The sequence below is a fragment of the Paenibacillus sp. MER 99-2 genome, assembly GCF_023714095.1.
Taxonomy (GTDB): domain Bacteria; phylum Bacillota; class Bacilli; order Paenibacillales; family Paenibacillaceae; genus Paenibacillus.
This window is the reverse complement of the sequence record NZ_JAMAUZ010000003.1, coordinates 771,875-792,960: the sequence shown is the minus strand read 5'-3', so window position 1 is coordinate 792,960 and position 21,086 is coordinate 771,875. Positions and strand designations below refer to the sequence as shown.

The following is a 21,086-nucleotide window of genomic DNA, read 5'->3' as shown; positions in this document are numbered from 1 at the left end:
ATATGTCTACGAATTTGGCAGGTCGAGTGCTGGAAGAGACACACTTGCAAGAAAATATCAGTGTGGACGACTCCCTGAAACCGAAGCAGGAGAGTGAACGAACGATTGGATCGATCGCTTACATGTTTATGTGGATCGGGGATGGCGTGAACCTTGGCAACATGACACTTGGAGCAAGTCTCATTGTTGCTGGTGTCGCTACACTCAATGTATTTCAGACGTTCGTGGCAGCTATGGTTGCAATTGGTATCATTTCAGTGATCTTTGCCATTAACGACCGATTCGGTTACCGAACAGGAATCCCTTATGTTGTTCAATTGCGGATGTCATTCGGCATCAAAGGTTCCATCATTTCCTCCTTCTTACGCGGTGTGCCCGCCATCGTCTGGTATGGATTCCAGAGCTGGGTCGGGGGAACCGCACTGAACGAAATTGTAAAAGTACTCAGTGGCGGTAGCTTTGACAGTGTTGTCGTTTGTTTCATCGTATTGCAGGCAGTTCAGATTGTCCTTTCACTTTATGGCTTTCATGCGATCAAGTGGGTGGAGACCCTTGCCTCTGTTGTTATTATGCTAGCACTCGTCTACGTGTTCAGTATATTGCTCAATTCTCATAGCACGGCGATCACCGAAAATTGGGTAAATGCGCAAGGCACGTGGGGACTTCCATTCTTCGCTTTCATCATGGTATTCCTGGGTAACTATGCGGCAATCTTCCTAAGTGCTGGTGACTATTCCCGTGAGCTTAAGAGCGGCATCAGTGACAAAAAGCGCAGTATGCTCTACTTCCTCCCCATCGTTATCGCATACGGCTTCGTCCTCACGATTGGCGCAATGATGGCCGCAGCAACAGGAATTTCGAATCCCGTTAAAGCGTTCGCTGTGATCGTTGACAATCCATATATCACTGTCGCTGTATCCGCATTTATCGTCATTGGGGCAGTTGCTGTCAACATGGTCGCCAATATCGTGCCACCAGCTTATGTCATCTCGCTTGTCACCAAGCTAAAATACAAAACATCTGTCATTATTACTGGATTACTTGCGCTCTGCTCCTTCCCATGGGTACTCGTGCAGGATTCTTCCGCTCAAGGTTTAAACACGTTCATCCTGATTTACTCCGCTTTCCTTGGTCCAATCGTGGCGATCATGCTAGTCGAATACTACATTCTACGTAGGCAAAAGGTAGATACGACCGAGCTTTATCTGGACAACGGTTCATTCAAAGGCTACAATCCGAGCGCCCTACTAGCCATGGTGATCGGAGCCGGAGCTGCGTTCCTACTGGTTGACGTCGGCTGGATTATCGGATTCGTCGTAGCAGGCATTGCATACCTACTACTCAGCAAATTCGCATTCAAAGGATCATCATTCAAAAAAGGCACCATTTACGAATAAATACAGGTTGAACTGGACTATTACGTTTGAATAATTCAAGACCACTGAAGAGGAGAGTTGTGTATGGAACGTTACGATCTGGTTGTACGCGGCGGCAGCGTAGTGCTGCCGGACGGTGTCAAGAAAGTCGATGTCGGTATCAAAGATGGAAAAATCGCGGCAATTGCCGCCAAACTGGAGGGTGAAGCTGAGCATACTTATGATGCATACGGATCTCATGTGTTTCCAGGTATGATCGACGTACACGTCCATTTCAGCGAACCAGGACGAGAGCACTGGGAAGGTTTTACGACGGGATCGGCTATGATGGCCGCAGGCGGTTGCACCACCTTCTTCGACATGCCACTGAACGGTATTCCCTCAACGGTGAATGAAGAGGCGCTGCTGGAGAAAGCTCGGATCGGTAACGAAAAATCACTTGTTGATTTCGGGCTCTGGGGTGGTCTGGTGCCAGGGAATGAGGATGACCTGAAGCCACTGGCGGAGTCAGGAGTAATCGGGTTCAAGGCATTTCTATCCACAACTGGCAACAAAGAATTTGAAGCCGTGGATGACATGACGCTGCTTACGGGCATGAAGAAGATTGCAGCTTTAGGCAAGGTGCTGGCTCTACATTCAGAGAGTGCAGCGATCACCAACTGGCTAAAAGATGAAAAAGAAGCAGCAGGACTCTTCAGCGCCGACGATTATCTGGAGACCCGTCCGATTATCGCCGAAGTCGAAGCTGTAGAACGTGCTCTGTACTATTCGGAAATAACAGGCTGCGCACTGCATTTCGTGCATATCAGCTCCGCTGCAGCAGTAGCGAGTATTGAAGCTGCCAAAGCTCGCGGCATGAACGTAACGGTCGAGACTTGCCCACACTATCTACTCTTCAACCACGATAGCCTACGGGAAAAAGGAAGCATCGCCAAGTGTGCTCCTCCGCTGCGGGAAGCAGACGAACAACAACGACTCATCTCCCTGCTGGCAGAAGGAAAATTCGATATGTTATCGTCGGATCATTCGCCCTGTCCGTACGATATGAAGGATCCAAAAGATTTCAATCTATTCCAAGCATGGGGCGGCATTAGCGGCGGACAATTCACCCTACTGTCAGCATTGGAGCTTGCACTAGCACATAACATTCCACTGGAGCAAGTTGCCGCTTGGACAGCGTCCAATCCAGCAGAGCGCTTCGGTCTTGCGGAACGTAAAGGCAGCATCGTCACCGGGATGGATGCTGATCTCGCCATCGTTGATCTAAACAAAACGTTTACGGTGACGGAAGACAACTATTATGCCGAGCACAAGCAAAGCCTCTACATCGGCCATTCATTCCCAAGCAGCGTGATAGGCACTATCGTGCGTGGACATGTCGTTGTTCGCAGCGGCGAGGTTCTCACCGAAGTGAATGAAGGCGGCTGGCAGAAGCCGTAAGGGACTGGAGTTGCGTCACAGTCAGCAAACACAAAAAGCCAGTGAGAGATATTCTTCTCTCACTGGCTTCTTTTTCGTATATTGGGCCGTTATATTAATGAGATTCTCGGTATTAACCGCGGTTCGTAATCCACTGCTCCGTGATCTCCAGTACCTTCTCACTACGTCCAATGGCTTCAGCCACTTGACCTGATGCTGTACCGCCGTAAACGTTACGCGCGTTAACTACCGCTTCTGGCTGCAACACATCATAGATGCGCTCATCAAACAGCTCAGAGAATTGACGGAATTCGTCAATCGTCAGATCCAGCAAATACTTGCCGTTCTGAATGCAGTACAATACCGTCTTGCCAATCACTTCATGCGCTTGACGGAACGGCAAGCCTTCGCCTACGAGGAAATCCGCAATATCTGTAGCGTTGGAGAAGTCCTGGTTCACAGCCTGACGCATGCGATCCTTGTTTACTTTCATTGTAGCGATCATCGGTGCGAACAATTGCAGTGCACCTTCCAGTGTAGCTACCGTATCAAACATGCCTTCTTTGTCTTCCTGCATGTCCTTATTGTAAGCAAGCGGAAGAGATTTGAGCACAGTCAGCAACCCGATCAGGTTGCCGTACACACGTCCTGTTTTCCCGCGAACAAGCTCAGGAACGTCCGGGTTTTTCTTCTGTGGCATAATGCTGCTGCCTGTGCAGAACGCATCATCCAACTCAACGAATCCAAACTCCGTGCTGCTCCACAGCACCAATTCTTCACTCAATCGGGACAAGTGAGTCATAATGAGCGATGCTGCTGCCAGGAACTCAACAATAAAGTCACGGTCACTTACCGCATCCAAACTATTCTCATATACGCCATCAAAGCCCAATTGCTCTGCTACAAAATGACGGTCAATCGGGAACGTTGTTCCTGCAAGCGCACCCGCGCCAAGAGGCAGAACGTTAATGCGTTTGTAGCTGTCCATCAGACGTTCAGCATCCCGTTGGAACATCGACACATAGGCCATCAGATGGTGGGCAAACAGAATAGGCTGTGCCCGCTGAAGATGCGTATAACCCGGTACGATAGTATCGAGGTTGTCTTTCGCTTGTCCGATCAGTGCTTCCTGCAAGGCATGTAGCATTCCCACAAAACCAACCACGCGCTCACGCAAATACAGGTGCATATCGGTTGCCACTTGGTCATTCCGGCTACGGCCTGTATGTAATTTGCCACCTACAGGGCCAATGGTCTCAATGAGATTTTTCTCAATGTTCATGTGGATGTCTTCATCAGATACGGAGAATTCCACTTCGCCGGCACGAATTTTGTGTAATACGGTAATCAAGCCTTCTTTGATCGTTTCCACGTCTTCCGCAGGCAGAATGCCGCATTTACCTAGCATCGTTACATGGGCCAAGCTACCTTGAATGTCTTCCTCAGCCAATGCTTTGTCAAAATTAATCGATGCGGTATATTCCTCAACTAGATGATTCGTTTGTTTGGTAAAACGTCCTCCCCAAAGCTTGCTCACGGTGAGTACTCCCCTTTCGCTCATGGACAAAGCCGCTCCTGCCAGATATGCAAGAACGGCCTGCCTTGTCAGTTATATTTAGATGACTCTATACATTGAACTAAAACACTTGTAGAGGTTGTTCAAAAAGTCCGCTTTTGATTACGAAGGATGCCTCACGGCATCTCAGCGTCGAATATGGGATTTAGCCGAAATGTCCGTTGCTCACGTAGTTTTGCCTACGCTCCGCTACTCCATTTCTACCTTCATCCCATCTTCTCGGTACTGAAAACCGACCTTTTTGAACACGTATTTACATAGCATGTAATTAGTTGTTTTTGTTTTGCTCTACGCCGGAGTTTACTTTCAGACGCAGTGCGTTCAGGCGGATAAAGCCTGTTGCATCGCCTTGATCGTATGCTTGCGTAGGGTCAGCTTCCATCGTTGCGATGTCTGGGTTGTACAAGCTGACAGGGCTTTTCACGCCAGCGCCGATAACATTACCTTTGTACAGTTTCACACGAACCGTACCGGTTACGTTTTTCTGACTTTCGCTCACGAGTGCTTGCAGCGCCAGACGCTCTGGTGCGAACCAGAAGCCGTTGTATACGAGCGTGCTGTAACGTGTGATCAAGCTATCACGCAGGTTCATGACTTCGCGGTCCATCGTAATGGATTCCATTTTGCGGTGTGCAGTGAACAGAATGGTTCCGCCTGGTGTTTCGTACACGCCACGGCTCTTCATTCCGACAAAACGATTCTCGACCATGTCCACACGGCCAATACCATGCTTACCACCCAGCTCATTCAATTGCTCCATCACTTGCAGTGGGCTGAGACGCTCACCGTTCAGGGCTACACAGTCACCTTGTTCGAATTCCAGTTCAACATATTCCGCTTGATCTGGTGCATCTTCAGGCGCGCTGCTCAGCAAGAACATATCTTTGTTCTCGTCCGCGCTTGGATCGAACCAAGGATCTTCAAGCACACCGCTCTCATAGCTGATATGCAAAAGGTTACGGTCTGTGGAGTAAGGTTTAGCTGCAGATGCCGTGACTGGAATGCCGTGTTTCTCAGCATATGCAATCATCTCAGCACGTCCTGGGAATTGATTACGGAATTCTTCCAGACGCCAAGGTGCAATTACAGCAATATCAGGTGTCAGTGCAGCCGCGTTCAGCTCGAAGCGAACTTGGTCATTCCCTTTTCCTGTCGCACCGTGAGCAATCGCTGTAGCACCTTCTGCACGCGCGATGTCCACCATACGTTTAGCAATCAAAGGACGTGCGATACTTGTACCGAGCAAATATTGTCCTTCGTAAAGCGCGCCCGCTTGGAACATAGGGTAGATGAAGTCTTTTGCGAACTCGTCGCGCAGGTCATCGATGTATACTTTGGAAGCACCTGTTGCCAGTGCTTTTTCCTCCAAGCCGTCCAATTCATCCTTTTGACCGATATCTGCTGTAAACGCGATGATCTCAGCGTCATAAGTTTCTTTCAACCATTTCAAAATTACAGATGTGTCCAACCCGCCGGAATAGGCGAGTACGATTTTTTCTTTAGCCATGTCTAATAGGTCCTCCCCAAGTTCAGTTACTCACTATACAAATGAAACTAAAGAATATTTACACTTGCCACTTCGATGACAGAATAACTTTCCGATCGCTGTTATCCCCAGATTTTTTTGATTTACTTTTTCAAGGGTAAAATCCGGGGATAAAGGCGAACGCTCCGCTTCTCCATGTTATTTCTGTCCTCTCCGTTCTCGTGTAAATGTTTAGTCCGATTTATATAGAAATTATATTTAATATATCATCGCGAAATCCGCGTCTAAAATCAACCCATTCATGCAAATCGCAGCTATTCGCTCATTAACGCAGCCATCAAAGCCTTCTGTGCGTGCAAACGGTTCTCTGCTTGATCGAAGATCAAGGAGTTTGGTCCGTCGATTACGCCTGCGCTTACTTCCTCTCCACGGTGAGCCGGGAGACAATGCAGGAACATATAGTCTGGCTTCGCAGCCTTCATCAAGTCTTCGTTCACCTGATATGCAGCAAATGCTTGCTCACGAATCTTCTGTTCTTCCTCAAAGCCCATACTCGCCCACACATCCGTGTACACGATATCCGCATCTTTGACCGCTTCTTCGGCACTATACGTTACCACAACCTGTGATCCGCTCTCCTTTGCAATGCTGCGTGCTTGTTCTACGATTGCACTGTCAGCCTCGTAGCCTTCAGGAGTCGCAACAGCCACATGCATCCCCATCTTAGCTGCGCCGAGCATCAGAGAGTGCGCCATGTTATTGCCGTCTCCGACGTAAGCCATTTTGAGACCTGCAAGTTTGCCCTTATGCTCCAGCATCGTTTGGAAATCCGCCAGCACCTGACATGGATGCGCCGCATCACTCAGTCCATTGATAACTGGAATATCTGCATGCTCTGCCAGCTCAGTTACATTATGGTGCCCAAAGGTACGAATCATAATGCCGTCGAGATACCGAGACAATACTTTAGCCGTATCATGCGTCGTTTCGCCGCGACCGAGCTGGATATCATTTTTGCTCAGGAACAGTGCGTGCCCACCTAGCTGGAACATACCCACTTCAAAAGAAACACGTGTCCGAGTAGATGATTTTTCAAAAATCAGTCCGATCGTTTTACCTTTTAACGGCTGAAAAGGCACACCGTTTTTTTGCTTACCTTTGATCTCAATGGCAAGGTCAAGCAAGTAACGAATTTCTTCTGCCGTATAATCGGTGAATTCAATAAAGTCCCGGCCTCTTAGGTCGATCTTCTGAACCTTCTCGGTTGATTGAACTTGTGTCATGTTAATAATGCCTCCTTATTTCCGGTTCCCTGCACCCGCATGTGCAGAAGTTAGTGATAGCCTGGATTTTTCCTATCATGACTGCGAATGACCTACTTATGCTGCATAAACACGCGGCTACAGGGAATTCATTATCAGAATCTACACCGGAGCCGTTGATGACCCCGGAATAGAAAATTTTCCGAAAAGTATCAATGATATCTGAACCTATCCGTGCGGATTAGGCGTTCTTCGCTGCGACATGCTCTTCAATGAGTGTTGCCACTAAGGAAACAGCCTCGTCGATCTCTTCTTTGCTCACATACAAGTTCGGAAGCAGACGAATGACATTCGGCCCTGCAGACACAAACAAAATACCACGTTTCTGCCCTGCAACCACGATATCGCCTACCGCTTCTTCACATTCAATGCCGACCAATAAGCCCAGTCCACGAACTTCTTTGACAAAAGAATTGCCCGCCAAACGCTCTCTCAAGGAGCTCATCAGATATTCGCCCATCTCAGCTGCACGCTCAGGCAGTTTATCTTCCAGCATCGTTTCGATGGTTGCAGTGACAACCGAGGAAGCAAGTGGCGTACCCCCAAATGTAGTCGCGTGGCTACCTGCTGTAAATGCATCTTTCAAATAACCTTTACCCAGCATAGCTCCAACAGGGAAGCCACTACCGATGCCTTTAGCCACTGTGAAAATGTCAGGTTCAATGCCGTAATGTTCGTGCGCGAACAATTTACCGGTACGCCCCATTCCCGTCTGTACTTCGTCCACAATCAATAACAATCCATGCTTCTCGCATAGTTGCTGAACAAACTGCAAGAACTCAGGCTTAACCGGATGCACGCCGCCCTCAGCCTGCACCATTTCCAACATAACTGCAGCCGTGTGTGGCCCAATTGCCGCTTCAAGCGCTGCATTGTCATGCAATGGAACAGTAACAAATCCTGCTGGCAACGGCAAAAAGCCCTCTTTTACCTTATCCTGTCCTGTAGCTGTTAACGTAGCCAATGTCCGTCCGTGGAAGGATTGTGCAAAAGTAATGACCTCATAACGATCTACGCCTTTCACCTTTTGGTGATAGCGACGAGCTAGTTTAATCGCTGCTTCATTAGCCTCGGCACCACTGTTGCAGAAGAACACCGCATCTGCACACGTATTCGCCGTCAATAAAGCTGCCGCACGTTCTTGACCTGGAATCTGGAACAGGTTAGATACATGCCATAGCTCATCGATCTGCGCTTTCAGCTTCGCGCCAACCTTCTCTGGTGCATGACCAAGGCTCGTTACAGCCAATCCGCACATGAAGTCGAGGTAACGGTTGTCCTGATCGTCCCACAGCCAGCTTCCTTTTCCCTTAACTAAGCTAATCGGGTAACGTGCATAGGTTTGAAAAAGTGAGCTTTCTGTCTGAGCCGCTGATGCCGCTCCTGTTGCAGCCGCTCCCGCCACTGCTGTGCCGGTGCCTGCTTGTTCTTTACTATTTGCCATCACCCTTCACTCTCCCATTCTTGATTTAAAATAAGAATCCTACTGCATCCGGATAATCCGTGTTCCGATCGTTTCTCCCTGTAACACCCGGCTCAAAATCTTCGGCTCACTACCATCCACAATAACAACCTCACGCACATCCCCATGAATACAAGCGATAGCTGCCCGCACTTTAGGAATCATCCCGCCATATATTTCGCCGGTTTGGATCATATCTTCAATCTCTTGTACAGAGACGGATGGCAATACTTTTTTCTCCCCGTTCACAGTCTTCATAATCCCCGGAACGTCAGTGACTACGATCATTCGACTGACACCCAGATGAGAAGCTACCGCACCTGCCGCTGTATCGGCATTAATGTTATAGCGTTGACCCGAAGCATCTACGCCCACTGGCGCAATGACAGGCATATACCCCATCTGCACAACACCTTGGATAATCTCCGCTTGAACATTAGTCACATCGCCAACCCAACCGATCTCTGCATGGTTGCTGACAGGTTTCGCTTGAATCAAACCGCCGTCAACTCCCGATAATCCGAGCGCACGCCCACCCACACGTTGGATTAAACGTACAATTTGTTTGTTGATGCTACCTGCCAGCACCATCTCTACGACATCAAGTACAGGCTCTGTCGTCTTACGCAAGCCGTTTACAAATTCCGTATCAATGCCCAGCTTCGCCAGGTTCTCCGAGATCGCTGGGCCTCCGCCATGTACGATCACAGGCTGAGTTCCTTGAGATTGAAGATCACGCAGATCGGCAAAAAAGGATTCAGGCAACGCCGCAAGCGTGCTGCCTCCGCATTTCATAACGAACATCTGCTTCTCAGATACAGCTTCGCTTCCAGTCTCTTCATTTTGTAATGTCGAGGTCATGAGCATGGCTCCTTTCGTTCCAACATTTTAAAAGGCTTAACACTTAATTGATTCACGATAGACGAGTCCAACCGTTCCAAATTCGGATCGTTCTTCCGATCGCCGTTGTCTCCAGATTTTTTGATTCCCCTGTCTAAGGGGAAAATCCGGAGACAAATGCGAACGCTGCGCTTCTACAGAATCGATTCCGACTTCTTCACTACTTTCGTCTATAAATAAATTTCATTAAAAGTTTAATCCTTATTATTTTCTCTATATATTTTGGTAAAAGCTATACATCAATCATATAGATATCGATTAATCAAGAGATCAAAAAGTTGGTTAAGCGCTTGTTCAAAAAGATTGGTTTTCAAATGACGTCAGTCATCTTCGGTAATCAAAAGCAAAATTTTTGAACTACCTCTTTTACGTGCGGTATGCCGCGTTAATTCGTACATAGTCATATGTCAGATCACAGCCCCACGCGATAGCTGTTCCTTCGCCGTGGTTCAGGTCAACAATAATACGCACCGTATCCGTCTGTAAGTACGCTAATGCTGCTTCTTCGTCAAATACGACTGGACGAGATTGCTCAAGTACCGAGATGTCTCCGAGTCGAATGTCCACCGTATCTGGATTTACCGGCTGACCAGCACGTCCTACCGCAGCAATGATCCGTCCCCAGTTTGCATCTGCACCAAACATCGCTGATTTCACCAAGCTTGAACCGATTACTGTCTTTGCAATCGCCTGAGCAGATTCATCGCTTACTGCACCTGTGACTTGAACTTCAACCAGCTTCGTCGCACCTTCACCGTCTCGTGCAATTGCCTTAGCCAGCACTTCGCACACATACGTAAAACCAGCCGCAAACGCATCCCAATCCGGATGATCCATTGTAAGCTCTTCGTTCCCTGCATAGCCGCTAGACATCGCCACGAGCATATCATTTGTGCTGGTGTCTCCATCTACCGTAATCATGTTAAACGTGTGGTTCGTCGCTTGGCGCAGCAAGCGCTGCAAAGCTTCTGCACCAATGACCGCATCAGAGGTCATGAACGCCAGCATGGTAGCCATATTCGGATGAATCATACCCGAGCCTTTGGCTGCTCCTGCAATCGTAACCGTCTTACCGTTCACAACAACGGACACGCAGGCTTCTTTTTTCACCAAATCGGTCGTTAGAATCGCTTGTGAAAATTGCTCTGCTTCATTGGCTTCATTGCCCAGTTGTGCCGGAAGTGCGGTAATGCCCGAATGAACCGCGTCCATCTTCAGGAGCTCACCAATAACCCCTGTAGAAGCAACTGCCACATCTTCCTCCGCTACACCAAGCTCGCGCGCAGCCGCCGAGCGCATTGCATAAGCATCTTCTTCGCCTTGTTGTCCTGTACATGCATTCGCATTGCCACTATTTACGATAACCGCTTGAAGGCGTCCATTGCTCAGGCTCTCACGTGTTACTTTGAGCGGTGCAGCTTGAAACACATTCGTTGTGTATACGGCCGCAGCAGTTGCTGGCACTTCGCAGCGAATAGCTCCGATGTCGTTACGTGATGTTTTTTTCAATCCACAGTGCAGTCCGCCGGCAGTGAAGCCGCTCGGGGTTACAATCGTTCCGTTCTCAATTATTGTAAATAACTGCTGCCCTACGTTTGTTCCCATATATTATCCCCCGTCTCGCGTTCGGCCATATACCGATTATCCGCCTTAACATAACTCTGTATTCCTACTGGATGCGTGTCAGAAAGCAACTAAAATGAAATGCTTCCTAATACACCTTCCAAGCTTATGGATATACTGGTGTCATGTTCAGCCCGAGGTTTTCCTCCCATCCCATCATCAGGTTCAAATTTTGAATCGCTTGGCCGGATGCGCCTTTTACCAAGTTGTCAATGACAGAAACAATCGTCAAACGACCTGTACGTGGATCAACAGAGAATCCGATATCACAGTAGTTCGATCCCGTAACTTCTTTCGTTGATGGCCAGATTCCTGGCTCACGTACACGTACAAAAGGTCTATTTTCATAAAATTGACGATAGAGATCCACCAATTCCCGATCTGTGTGCTCGCCAACTAAACTTGCATACATGGTGCTCATAATGCCACGTGTCATCGGCACAAGCTGTGTCGTAAACGTAACGGTTACTGGCGATCCAGCAACATTACCTAACACTTGTTCAATCTCTGGGATGTGTTGATGTTTATTTAATTTGTAGGCTTTGAAATTCTCATTCATCTCTGCATAATGGTACGCCAGATTCGTTCCGCGTCCCGCCCCAGATACACCCGACTTTGCATCGATAATGATGCTTGAAGGATCAATCCAGCCAGCTTGCACCGCAGGGACTAATCCGAGCAATGTCGCTGTTGGATAACAGCCTGGGTTAGAAATGAATGCCTTCTCTTTCACTTCTTCACCGTACAATTCGCACATACCGTACACCGCTTGTTGTAATAGTTCGTCTGAAGGAGCCGGATGTTTATACCACTCTTCGTACACCGCTCCATCCTTGATTCTGAAATCACCAGACAGATCAATGACTTTCAGCCCTGCTTCCAGCAGGCCAGGAACAAGCTTCGCACTTACACCGGACGGAGTCGCTGTGAACACAAGGTCTGCACGTCCTGCGATCTCCACTGGATCCACGCCATCAAGTGGCCTGTTAATCACGCCCGTCAAATGCGGAAATCCAACTGCAATAGACTCCCCACTGCTGGATGAAGAGATTACCGAAGTAATTTCAACATGCGGATGATGCTGTAAAAAACGAATCAGTTCCACCCCGCCGTAGCCGGTGGAACCGACGATTGCCACTCTTAATTTGTTATTCACTCTCGCTCCCCCAATCTCGTTGTATGCGCTACTTCAACCATGTCCAATGCCTAAGGTTAGGCATGCCACGGTAATTCCGTCGCTTCTATGCATATTTGTGTATTATTATACGACTCTAGTTATATAAATACAACACTCTACCATCAATTTTACATGGATTTTCATCCATCCCGAACATATCTTTAGAGCAGCAGAGGACGAACCCGAATACTTCTGCTAAAATACGTAGTAGTGAGGGTTTGGGAAGACCTGTTTTCAGCATCAAAAAGGGACTTTTTGAACAACCTCTTATATAGGAAGATTACATACAGAATATCATTCATAACAAAGGATCTTCCTGAGATGAGTTCTGATAAGACATTTTGGAGACATGGGGGTCTACGGTGCATATTGAATCCATCTTACTTATTGTACTCCTGGGTTTGAATATTATTTTTGCGGCAGCGGTCGTATTCTTCGAGCGCAAGGATGCGAGTTCATCCTGGGCGTGGCTGCTCGTCCTGAATTTTATTCCCGTGCTTGGGTTTGTACTTTATCTTTTGACAGGGCAGAACCTGACTCGTTACCGACTATTTCAATGGAAAGATCGTAAGAAGCTTGGGCTGGAGGAACGTATCGAGGCACAGCTTGCCCAGCTACAGAGCAATCGAACACCTTTTCACAACAAAGTGACCGAAAACAGCCAGGACATGATCTACATGAACCTGAAACAGAATGGCGCGCTGTTAACCGAGGATAACGAGGTCGAAATTATTACCGATGGCACGGATAAATTCCAACGGTTACTGGATGATATCGAAGCTGCGCAGGATCATGTGCATGTGCAGTATTACATCTACCGAGGGGATCGCCTAGGTAAACGTATTCGTGACGCGCTCATTCGCAAAGCGAGAGAAGGTATCAAAGTTCGATTGCTGTATGATGCGCTTGGATCGCGGCGTGTATCGAATCGATTTTTCAAAGAGCTGCGCGAAGCGGGCGGTCTGGTGGAGGTCTTTTTCCCATCCAAATTCAGCTTGATTAATCTGCGTATGAACTATCGGAATCATCGAAAAATGGTCATTATTGACGGAAACCTTGGTTATACTGGCGGTTTTAACGTAGGTGATGAGTATCTAGGCTTGAACTCCAAATTTGGATATTGGCGTGACACGCACCTCAGAATTACGGGGAATGCCGTCCATGCACTGCAAACTCGCTTCCTTCTCGACTGGAATGAGGCATCGAAGCAGCATGATACCCCTTATGTGCCAGCACATTTTCCTCATATCGAGGGAACAGGAACGATCGCGATGCAGATTGTCTCCAGCGGCCCTGATGCTGAAACGGAGCATATCAAAAACAGTTATCTGAAAATGATCAATGGAGCGAAGCACTCCATCCTCATTCAGACGCCTTATTTTATCCCAGACGCAAGTGTCTTCGAAGCCATAAGGCTTGCTTGCCTATCTGGTATAGATGTACGTATTATGATTCCGAACAAACCGGATCACGCCTTTGTGTATTGGGCTACGCTTTCGTATATTGGGGAACTGTTGAAGGTTGGGGCGAAGGCATTTGTCTACGATAACGGCTTTATTCATGCCAAAACACTGATCATAGATAGTATGGTTGCATCTGTCGGTACGGCGAACATTGATTATCGTAGTTTCCGGTTAAACTTTGAAGTGAATGCCTTTATGTATGATGAGACGATTGCAACTGCTCTTGTGCAAACCTTCGAGCATGACCTTCTTGTATCCCGTGAGCTTACGATTGAAGAGTACAACAAACGGAGCATCAAAATCCGCTTCAAAGAAGCGATATCTCGTCTTCTGTCTCCTATTCTGTAGCGAGTGAACAAAGGTATGTGCAGTGCAGACAGTACTTCAATTCGATCCCAATGTGATCTATAATTACAAACTCATGCATTAATGCGAGCTCTGCAAGTGACGTATGAACTGCTCAAGATTGAAGAAAGGGACATTCCGCCCAGCTATACTGGTGCAGGATGTCCCTTTTTGTATACGATATTAGAGTCCAATCTCATCATTCATTTAATATAGGTTGCTGAAGCGTTCGCAGTTGCTCATGTCTCTTCTCTTTTAAAACCTTCACCGAGCACTTCATGTGCATTGCTAATAATGACAAAAGCTGCTGGATCCACGGACCGAATCAATGTTTTCAGTCTTGGCACTTCATTTTGCCCCACCACAACCATGAGTACAGTTCGCTGATCATCGGTATAACCGCCTTTGGCCTCCAGCTTCGTTAATCCACGATCTAGATCTTCAAGAATGACTTTGGTAATCGGTTCAATCTGGTTAGAGATAATGTAAGCTACTTTGGAGTAGCCGAGTCCCATTTCCACCGCATCAATGACTTTCCCCGTGACGTACAGGCCAATTAGTGCATATAAAGATTGCTCTAATGACAGTACAAAGGCTGCCATAATAATGACCGTAGCATCCATAATCACAACGCAGATCGAATAACTCAGTCCACTATATTTTTGCACGATCCTTGCCAGTATACTCATACCACCTGTTGACCCTCTACCCCGATAGACAATCCCAATACCGAGTCCAACCCCTATTCCGCCGTACAGCGATCCTAACAATGGGTTTGTCGTTGGAATCGTCCAGTCTTTCGTAAGATAAACAAACAGCGGTAGAACGATACTACCCAGCACAGACCGGATCCCATACTGCTTACCGATTAGAAGGAAGCCTGCGATTAGGAGCGGAATATTAATGGCCCACTGGGTATATGCTGGCTCCAGCCCGAGCCACTCATCACCCAAGATCGACAGACCGGATACACCGCCAGATGCGATCTGGTTCGGTAATAAAAATAAATTAAATGCTACCGCAATGAGGAACGACCCCAAAATAATAGATGCTGTATCTACAACGTTCCTCCAAGGCCCATTCAGAGGAATCAAGGTGGTTAATCTCTTCTTGCGGTTAGGGTGTTGATGTGATGGTTGTTGCTGTTGCATGGTGATCGTGTTCTCCTTTTGTCTCATCAATTAATGTAAAATGACTTATGCACGTCAAAAAAAAGCCCCTGTATACACCAGCATACGCCTACACGTATCCAGTCCATACAGGAACTTTATTTAATCGGTTTCCACTTTAATCTGGCTGCGCAAATAACCATCGATGAATGCATCGAGGTCGCCGTCCATTACTGCTCCTGTGTTCCCTGTTTCTACGCTCGTACGGTGATCCTTTACCATACTATAGGGATGGAACACATAGGAGCGAATCTGGCTGCCCCAAGCAATATCCGACTGATCTCCTCGGATTTCATCCAGCTGTTGTTTTTGTTCTTCAATTTTGCGCTCATACAATTTCGAACGAAGCATCGTCATCGCACGCTCACGGTTCTTGATCTGTGAACGTTCGTTCTGACACGTTACAACCACACCTGTTGGAATGTGAGTAATCCGCACGGCAGAGTCGGTGGTATTGATATGTTGTCCACCCGCACCACTCGCACGATACGTATCAATCTTGAGGTCTTCTGTTCGAATATCGATCTCTACAGTATCATCAATCTCGGGAACCACATCACAGGAGACGAATGAAGTATGTCTACGTCCGGATGAGTCAAATGGTGAGATTCGCACCAGTCGGTGTACACCCTTCTCGGCTTTTAGATAACCGTATGCATTGTGTCCCTTAATGGATAGTGTCACACTCTTGATCCCAGCTTCTTCTCCCGGAAGATAGTCCAGAACCTCGACCTTGAAGCCACACTTCTCAGCCCAACGGGTGTACATCCGAAGCAACATCTGTCCCCAGTCCTGCGACTCTGTTCCACCTGCGCCTGGATGAAGCTCTAGAATGGCATTCATCTTGTCATATGGCTGGTTCAGTAACAGTTGAAGCTCGAACTCATCAAGCTTGCTTACGATGGCTGTCACGCTGTTACCAACCTCTGCGGCTAGATCCTCATCGCCTTCTTCGTCAGCGAGTTCCACCATCATCAGAGCATCGTCGTAATCCTGCTGTAGTTTGGTGTATTGATCAACAGACCCCTTCACCGCATTCATCTCAGCAATGACTGCTTGTGCCTTCTCGTTGTCGTCCCAAAAATCAGGAGCGGACATCTTCACCTCAAAGTTCTCAATCATCTCTTGCTTCAGATCTAAGTCAAAGAGACCCCCTAAGGTTTGTTAGTTTCTTGCCTATTTCACGCAGATCTTGCTTCACGCTTGGATCGATCATATCGGATTCCTCTTTTCATTAAGATAAGCTCCTCGCTATCAGAGCATTACAGTTGAACTAGGCAGCCTGTGCTCCCAATTCAAAAGTATACCTGACTGCAAGGAGCCATAGGACATTCGTTCATGTATATAAAATGGACTAAAGAATATTACACTTACCACTCCGATGACAGAACAACCTTTCGATCGCTGTTATCCCCAGATTTCTTTGAACCCTTTTCTAAAAGGGGAAATCCGGTGATAAAGGCGAACGCTTCGCTTCTACATGTTATTTCTGTCCTCTTCGTTCTGTGTAATGAATTAGTTCATTTTATATAGGTTCATGTAATAAGTTTACACGAACTTATCTATTTAGCGTACTACTCTTGACCGTGGCAATGTTTGAACTTTTTGCCGCTGCCGCAAGGACACGGATCGTTACGTCCGATCTGGTCGGACACTTTTACCGGGCGCTTCTCAGCAGGTTCGCCGCTAGTCGAGATCTGACTTTCCTCAACAACAGCTTGACGCTCCTGGTTGCTCTCGATTTGTGCTTTCATCACATATGTCGCTACTTCTTCTTGAATCGAAGCGATCATCTGATGGAACATCTCGAAGCCTTCGAATTGATATTCGCGAAGTGGGTCTGTACCACCGTATGCACGAAGGTGAATACCTTGACGCAATTGATCCATTGCATCAATGTGATCCATCCACTTGCTGTCTACTGCACGGAGCACAACGACTTTCTCGAACTCACGAACCATCTCTTCACCGATACGCTCTTCGCGACCGTTGTACTTGGTCTGTACTTTCTCGAACAGGTACTCGATGATCTCTTCAGCTTCTTTGCCCCACAGCTCGTCTTTAGTAACTGAGCCATCGTCGAGCAATTTGCTGTTCATATAATCGGCAACTTCTTGCAGTTCCCAGTTCTCCGGAATATCGTCGCTACAGTGAGCTTCTACAATACGTTCGATGGATGGCTTGATCATATCCATAACGATTTGTTTAATATTCTCGGACTCCAGCACCTCACGACGCTGTTTATATATAATTTCACGCTGTTGGTTCATAACATCATCATATTGGAGAACGACTTTACGTACGTCAAAGTTATTACCTTCAACCCGCTTTTGTGCCGATTCCACTGCACGTGTAATCATCCGGCTCTCGATCGGTTGATCCTCTTCAAAGCCTAGACGCTCCATCATGTTCAATACATTGTCTGCACCGAAACGTCTCATCAGTTCATCACCCAGTGACAGATAGAACTGCGTTGAACCCGGGTCACCTTGACGTCCCGCACGACCACGCAATTGGTTATCGATCCGGCGTGATTCATGACGCTCTGTACCAATGATATGAAGACCGCCAACCTCTGCCACACCTTCACCCAAAATAATATCCGTACCACGACCAGCCATATTGGTTGCAATCGTTACTGCACCGGCTTGTCCAGCTCCTGAGATAATCTCAGCTTCTTCCGCATGGTACTTGGCATTCAATACTTGGTGACGTACACCACGGCGTTTCAGCATATCAGAGAGACGCTCTGAGTTTTCGATGGACACGGTACCTACCAGCACGGGCTGGTTTTTGCTGTGACGTTCTACGATCTCTTCTACAACCGCTTTGAACTTACCATCAATACTCTTATAAACGACATCCGCCATATCATCACGTTTGTTCGGACGGTTCGTTGGAATTTGCAATACTTCGAGGCCGTATATTTTCTTGAACTCTTCTTCCTCGGTTTTCGCTGTACCTGTCATCCCTGCAAGCTTACGATACATCCGGAAATAGTTCTGGAATGTAATCGTCGCAAGTGTCATGCTCTCGTTCTGTACTTCGATGCCTTCCTTAGCTTCGATCGCTTGGTGCAATCCATCGCTGTAACGACGTCCTGACATCAAACGTCCTGTGAATTCATCGACGATCATGACTTCTTCGTCACTCACAACATAATCCACGTCACGACGCATGATCACATTCGCTTTCAGACCTTGTACGATGTGGTGGTTGAGCGTTACATTCGCGTGGTCATACAAGTTCTCAATACCAAACGCTTTTTCTGCTTTTGCCACACCTGCTTCAGTCAAAGCTACGGATTTCACTTTAATGTCTACCGTAAAGTCTTCTTCCGGAACGAGACGTTTAACAAAACGATCTGCTGCATAATACAAGTCTGTAGACTTCTGTGCTTGTCCGGAGATAATGAGCGGCGTACGCGCCTCATCGACCAGGATAGAGTCTACTTCGTCAATGATACAGAAGAACAACGGACGTTGTACCATTTGTTCTTTGTAGAGCACCATGTTGTCACGCAAATAGTCAAAACCAAATTCGTTATTCGTTCCGTACGTAATATCACATGCATACGCATGCTGCTTCAACGCATGATCCATACCACTCAGGTTAATACCTACAGTCATGCCCAGATACTCATAGATCTGTCCCATCTCTTCGCTATCCCGCTGTGCCAAGTAGTCATTGACTGTAACCACGTGAACACCTTTGGACATGAGCGCGTTCAGGTATACAGGCAGCGTTCCTACCAACGTCTTACCTTCACCCGTCTTCATCTCGGAAATCCGGCCTTCATGCAGAGCAATACCACCCAGCATCTGTACGTCATAGTGACGTTTGCCGAGAACTCGGCGGGATGCTTCACGCACGGTTGCAAATGCCTCTGGGAGAAGCTGATCCGTAGTTTCACCCTTTTCGATGCGGGCACGGAATTCTTCCGTTTTGGATTTCAGTTGTTCATCAGACAAAGCCTGAAATTGTGGTTCCAGTTTATTGATCACATCGACCGTCTTCATCAGACGTTTAACATCACGTTCGTTCATGTCGCCGAAGATCTTTTTGACAAGTCCTAGCATGGTATACCCCTTTCGTGCAAAACAGAATAGACCCCCTGCTGCCGCCGTGCGACACCATCGGATGGATATTGCATCCACTTGCCCGGGGGTGACAAACGATATAATTTGAGTTCAAATTATAAGAATGAAAATAATATTAGTTGAATCAACTCCAGGCTTGCCAAGCGTTCTCATGAAGTGATTCGGTATTCAACCAGGAACCCAGTTTATAAAATAAGCTGGAATCCGAAGCCTTGCGAATCATGTTCATGGTGCTGTGCCTGTCATTGATTATGATTAGCGATCATTCGTTGACAATTCTTCATCAGGACAATGATTCTCTTTGTATAAATTGTAACAGTTTGTAAGGGACGCCGCAACACGCCACAGCACACTTCTTTGAAGTTCTGACCACATAACCGTGGACAAAAAGTGCCAAAAATCATAGCCGTTAGCGGAAGCGTACTCTTCACCTATTTCATTTTTTGCGAATAACCGCCATAATCCCATTTTTTACTGGAAATCTTAGATATTAATCCCACATTCAATGTCATCGATTAAACATCACATTTATAGGATGCACTAAATCTCGTATAATCTATTAAACGCAACAACATGACAAATAGTTTCACGAACCTGTCTCTTGCTTGAGTTTATGAGGTTATTCAAAAGTCCGCTATTGATTACGAAGGATGCGCGAGCGGCATCTCAGCATCGAATATGGAATTTAGCAGAACCAAGTAGGATGCTTACGAGGCTTGTTTCTGTAGGTAATATGTAGTGCTCATGTAGTTTTCGTTTACACTCCGCTACTCCATTCTACCTTCATCCATCTTCTCGGTACTGGAAACCGATCTATTTGAACACGCCCTGTAAGCAGCAGGCTTCCGATCGCTTTAGACACGAAAGAGCCCCATCCCGTAAGGATGGAGGCTCTTGTTCAGTCCAGCACCGGAACAACGTCGTTCCGTTCTGTTCCTCGTTATATTCATTTATCGGATATTACTTCATTCACATGTTATTCGAATCATTCATTATTCATTCATTTGTAAAACTTCACATGGAAGGTAAGATTAGCCTTGCTCAATCAAACCGTATTTGCCATCGTTCCGTTTATATACAACGCTGACCTCTTCATTATCGACGTTAGAGAAAACGAAGAAATTGTGGCCAACCATGTTCATTTGGAGGATTGCCTCTTCCACGTCCATCGGTTTTAACATAAACCGTTTGGTTCTTACCACTTCGTAATCATCATCGTCGGGTTCTGCATCCAATTCAGCGGTAGCCACTGTACCTGATGGATCTTCAACAAAGAGTGTTTTCAGGCTGCCTTCTTGACGGAACTTACGATTGACTTTTGTTTTATGTTTGCGGATCTGACGTTCCAGCTTGTCCACCACTGCGTCAATGGAAGCATACATATCATCGCTCTCATCTTCTGCACGGAGTACAATGCCTTTGAGTGGGATCGTCACCTCTACCGTATGCAGGCCTCTGGTCGTGCTCAGTGTAACAGCACCGTCAGAGTTAAGGGGTGCATCGAAATACTTCTCGAGTCTACTCAACTTTTTGTCGACATAATCTTTCAAAGCATCGGTAACCTCGATTTGTTGACCTCGAATACTTAAATTCATAGGGCACTCCTCCTTTTACTTTGCCACTTCATTATAACACGAATGTAAGCGCCATGTAAAAACTCCCGGTGAC

At 47.0% G+C, this 21,086-nt stretch carries 14 protein-coding genes; 3 read left to right on the top strand and 11 right to left on the bottom strand.

Annotated features, from left to right (window positions below; genetic code table 11):
• The first annotated feature begins 2 nt into the window (after positions 1–2).
• Together M3636_RS18325 and M3636_RS18320 are read left to right on the top strand one after the other, a co-directional pair.
• Entirely contained in the window at positions 3–1,397 is a 1,395-nt protein-coding gene (locus M3636_RS18325) for an NCS1 family transporter (protein WP_251383493.1), read from the top strand.
• 63 nt (positions 1,398–1,460) lie between these two features.
• Positions 1,461–2,816: an allantoinase gene (locus M3636_RS18320; protein WP_251383492.1), complete on the top strand. Its 1,356-nt coding sequence runs from the start codon at positions 1,461–1,463 to the stop codon at positions 2,814–2,816.
• Positions 2,817–2,928: 112 nt separating this feature from the next.
• On the opposite strand, the gene argH is transcribed toward M3636_RS18320, so the two are convergent.
• The 7 genes from argH to argC form a co-directional block, all read right to left on the bottom strand.
• Positions 2,929–4,332, bottom strand: a complete 1,404-nt coding sequence (gene argH, locus M3636_RS18315; protein WP_251383491.1) for an argininosuccinate lyase — start codon at positions 4,330–4,332, stop codon at positions 2,929–2,931.
• Positions 4,333–4,639: 307 nt separating this feature from the next.
• Complete coding sequence (locus tag M3636_RS18310; RefSeq protein WP_128103731.1) at positions 4,640–5,878, bottom strand: argininosuccinate synthase; 1,239 nt, start codon at positions 5,876–5,878, stop codon at positions 4,640–4,642.
• A gap of 293 nt (positions 5,879–6,171) precedes the next feature.
• Positions 6,172–7,140: an ornithine carbamoyltransferase gene (gene argF, locus M3636_RS18305; RefSeq protein ID WP_251383490.1), complete on the bottom strand. Its 969-nt coding sequence runs from the start codon at positions 7,138–7,140 to the stop codon at positions 6,172–6,174.
• A gap of 220 nt (positions 7,141–7,360) precedes the next feature.
• On the bottom strand, positions 7,361–8,623 hold the full coding sequence (locus tag M3636_RS18300) for an acetylornithine transaminase (RefSeq protein WP_251383489.1): 1,263 nt from the start codon (positions 8,621–8,623) through the stop codon (positions 7,361–7,363).
• Positions 8,624–8,662: 39 nt separating this feature from the next.
• Entirely contained in the window at positions 8,663–9,502 is an 840-nt protein-coding gene (gene argB, locus M3636_RS18295) for an acetylglutamate kinase (RefSeq protein ID WP_251383488.1), read from the bottom strand.
• Between the two features lie 405 nt (positions 9,503–9,907).
• Positions 9,908–11,146, bottom strand: a complete 1,239-nt coding sequence (argJ, locus tag M3636_RS18290; protein ID WP_251383487.1) for a bifunctional glutamate N-acetyltransferase/amino-acid acetyltransferase ArgJ — start codon at positions 11,144–11,146, stop codon at positions 9,908–9,910.
• A gap of 124 nt (positions 11,147–11,270) precedes the next feature.
• Positions 11,271–12,320 carry an N-acetyl-gamma-glutamyl-phosphate reductase gene (gene argC / locus M3636_RS18285; protein ID WP_128103735.1) on the bottom strand — a complete coding sequence of 350 codons (1,050 nt, stop codon included), beginning with the start codon at positions 12,318–12,320 and terminating at the stop codon, positions 11,271–11,273.
• 383 nt (positions 12,321–12,703) lie between these two features.
• Between argC and cls the strand changes: the two genes are divergently transcribed.
• Complete coding sequence (cls, locus tag M3636_RS18280) at positions 12,704–14,152, top strand: cardiolipin synthase (RefSeq protein WP_128103736.1); 1,449 nt, start codon at positions 12,704–12,706, stop codon at positions 14,150–14,152.
• A 236-nt stretch (positions 14,153–14,388) separates the two neighbouring features.
• Here the strand turns inward: cls and M3636_RS18275 are convergent, their stop codons facing one another.
• The 4 genes from M3636_RS18275 to hpf all read right to left on the bottom strand — a co-directional run bounded on the left by M3636_RS18275 (position 14,389) and on the right by hpf (position 21,013).
• On the bottom strand, positions 14,389–15,300 hold the full coding sequence (locus M3636_RS18275) for a YitT family protein (protein ID WP_251383486.1): 912 nt from the start codon (positions 15,298–15,300) through the stop codon (positions 14,389–14,391).
• A 120-nt stretch (positions 15,301–15,420) separates the two neighbouring features.
• Positions 15,421–16,534, bottom strand: a protein-coding gene (gene prfB / locus M3636_RS18270) for a peptide chain release factor 2 (protein ID WP_251383485.1) whose coding sequence is annotated in 2 segments (ribosomal slippage) — positions 15,421–16,461 and positions 16,463–16,534 — 1,113 coding nt in all. Because the reading frame shifts where the segments join, the coding sequence is not laid out codon by codon here.
• A 358-nt stretch (positions 16,535–16,892) separates the two neighbouring features.
• Positions 16,893–19,397, bottom strand: coding sequence for a preprotein translocase subunit SecA (gene secA, locus M3636_RS18265; protein WP_251383484.1), 2,505 nt, complete (start codon positions 19,395–19,397; stop codon positions 16,893–16,895).
• A 1,052-nt stretch (positions 19,398–20,449) separates the two neighbouring features.
• Positions 20,450–21,013 carry a ribosome hibernation-promoting factor, HPF/YfiA family gene (hpf, locus tag M3636_RS18260; RefSeq protein WP_128103739.1) on the bottom strand — a complete coding sequence of 188 codons (564 nt, stop codon included), beginning with the start codon at positions 21,011–21,013 and terminating at the stop codon, positions 20,450–20,452.
• Between the last annotated feature and the right edge of the window lie 73 nt (positions 21,014–21,086).

Bases quoted from the DNA above. Each gene is read 5' to 3' on its own strand.
- M3636_RS18325 (WP_251383493.1), top strand. From the start codon at position 3: ATGTCTACGAATTTGGCAGGTCGAGTGCTGGAAGAGACACACTTGCAA.
- M3636_RS18320 (WP_251383492.1), top strand. From the start codon at position 1,461: ATGGAACGTTACGATCTGGTTGTACGCGGCGGCAGCGTAGTGCTGCCG.
- M3636_RS18310 (WP_128103731.1), bottom strand. From the start codon at position 5,878: ATGGCTAAAGAAAAAATCGTACTCGCCTATTCCGGCGGGTTGGACACA.
- argF (WP_251383490.1), bottom strand. From the start codon at position 7,140: ATGACACAAGTTCAATCAACCGAGAAGGTTCAGAAGATCGACCTAAGA.
- M3636_RS18300 (WP_251383489.1), bottom strand. From the start codon at position 8,623: ATGGCAAATAGTAAAGAACAAGCAGGCACCGGCACAGCAGTGGCGGGA.
- argB (WP_251383488.1), bottom strand. From the start codon at position 9,502: ATGACCTCGACATTACAAAATGAAGAGACTGGAAGCGAAGCTGTATCT.
- argJ (WP_251383487.1), bottom strand. From the start codon at position 11,146: ATGGGAACAAACGTAGGGCAGCAGTTATTTACAATAATTGAGAACGGA.
- M3636_RS18275 (WP_251383486.1), bottom strand. From the start codon at position 15,300: ATGCAACAGCAACAACCATCACATCAACACCCTAACCGCAAGAAGAGA.
- secA (WP_251383484.1), bottom strand. From the start codon at position 19,397: ATGCTAGGACTTGTCAAAAAGATCTTCGGCGACATGAACGAACGTGAT.
- hpf (WP_128103739.1), bottom strand. From the start codon at position 21,013: ATGAATTTAAGTATTCGAGGTCAACAAATCGAGGTTACCGATGCTTTG.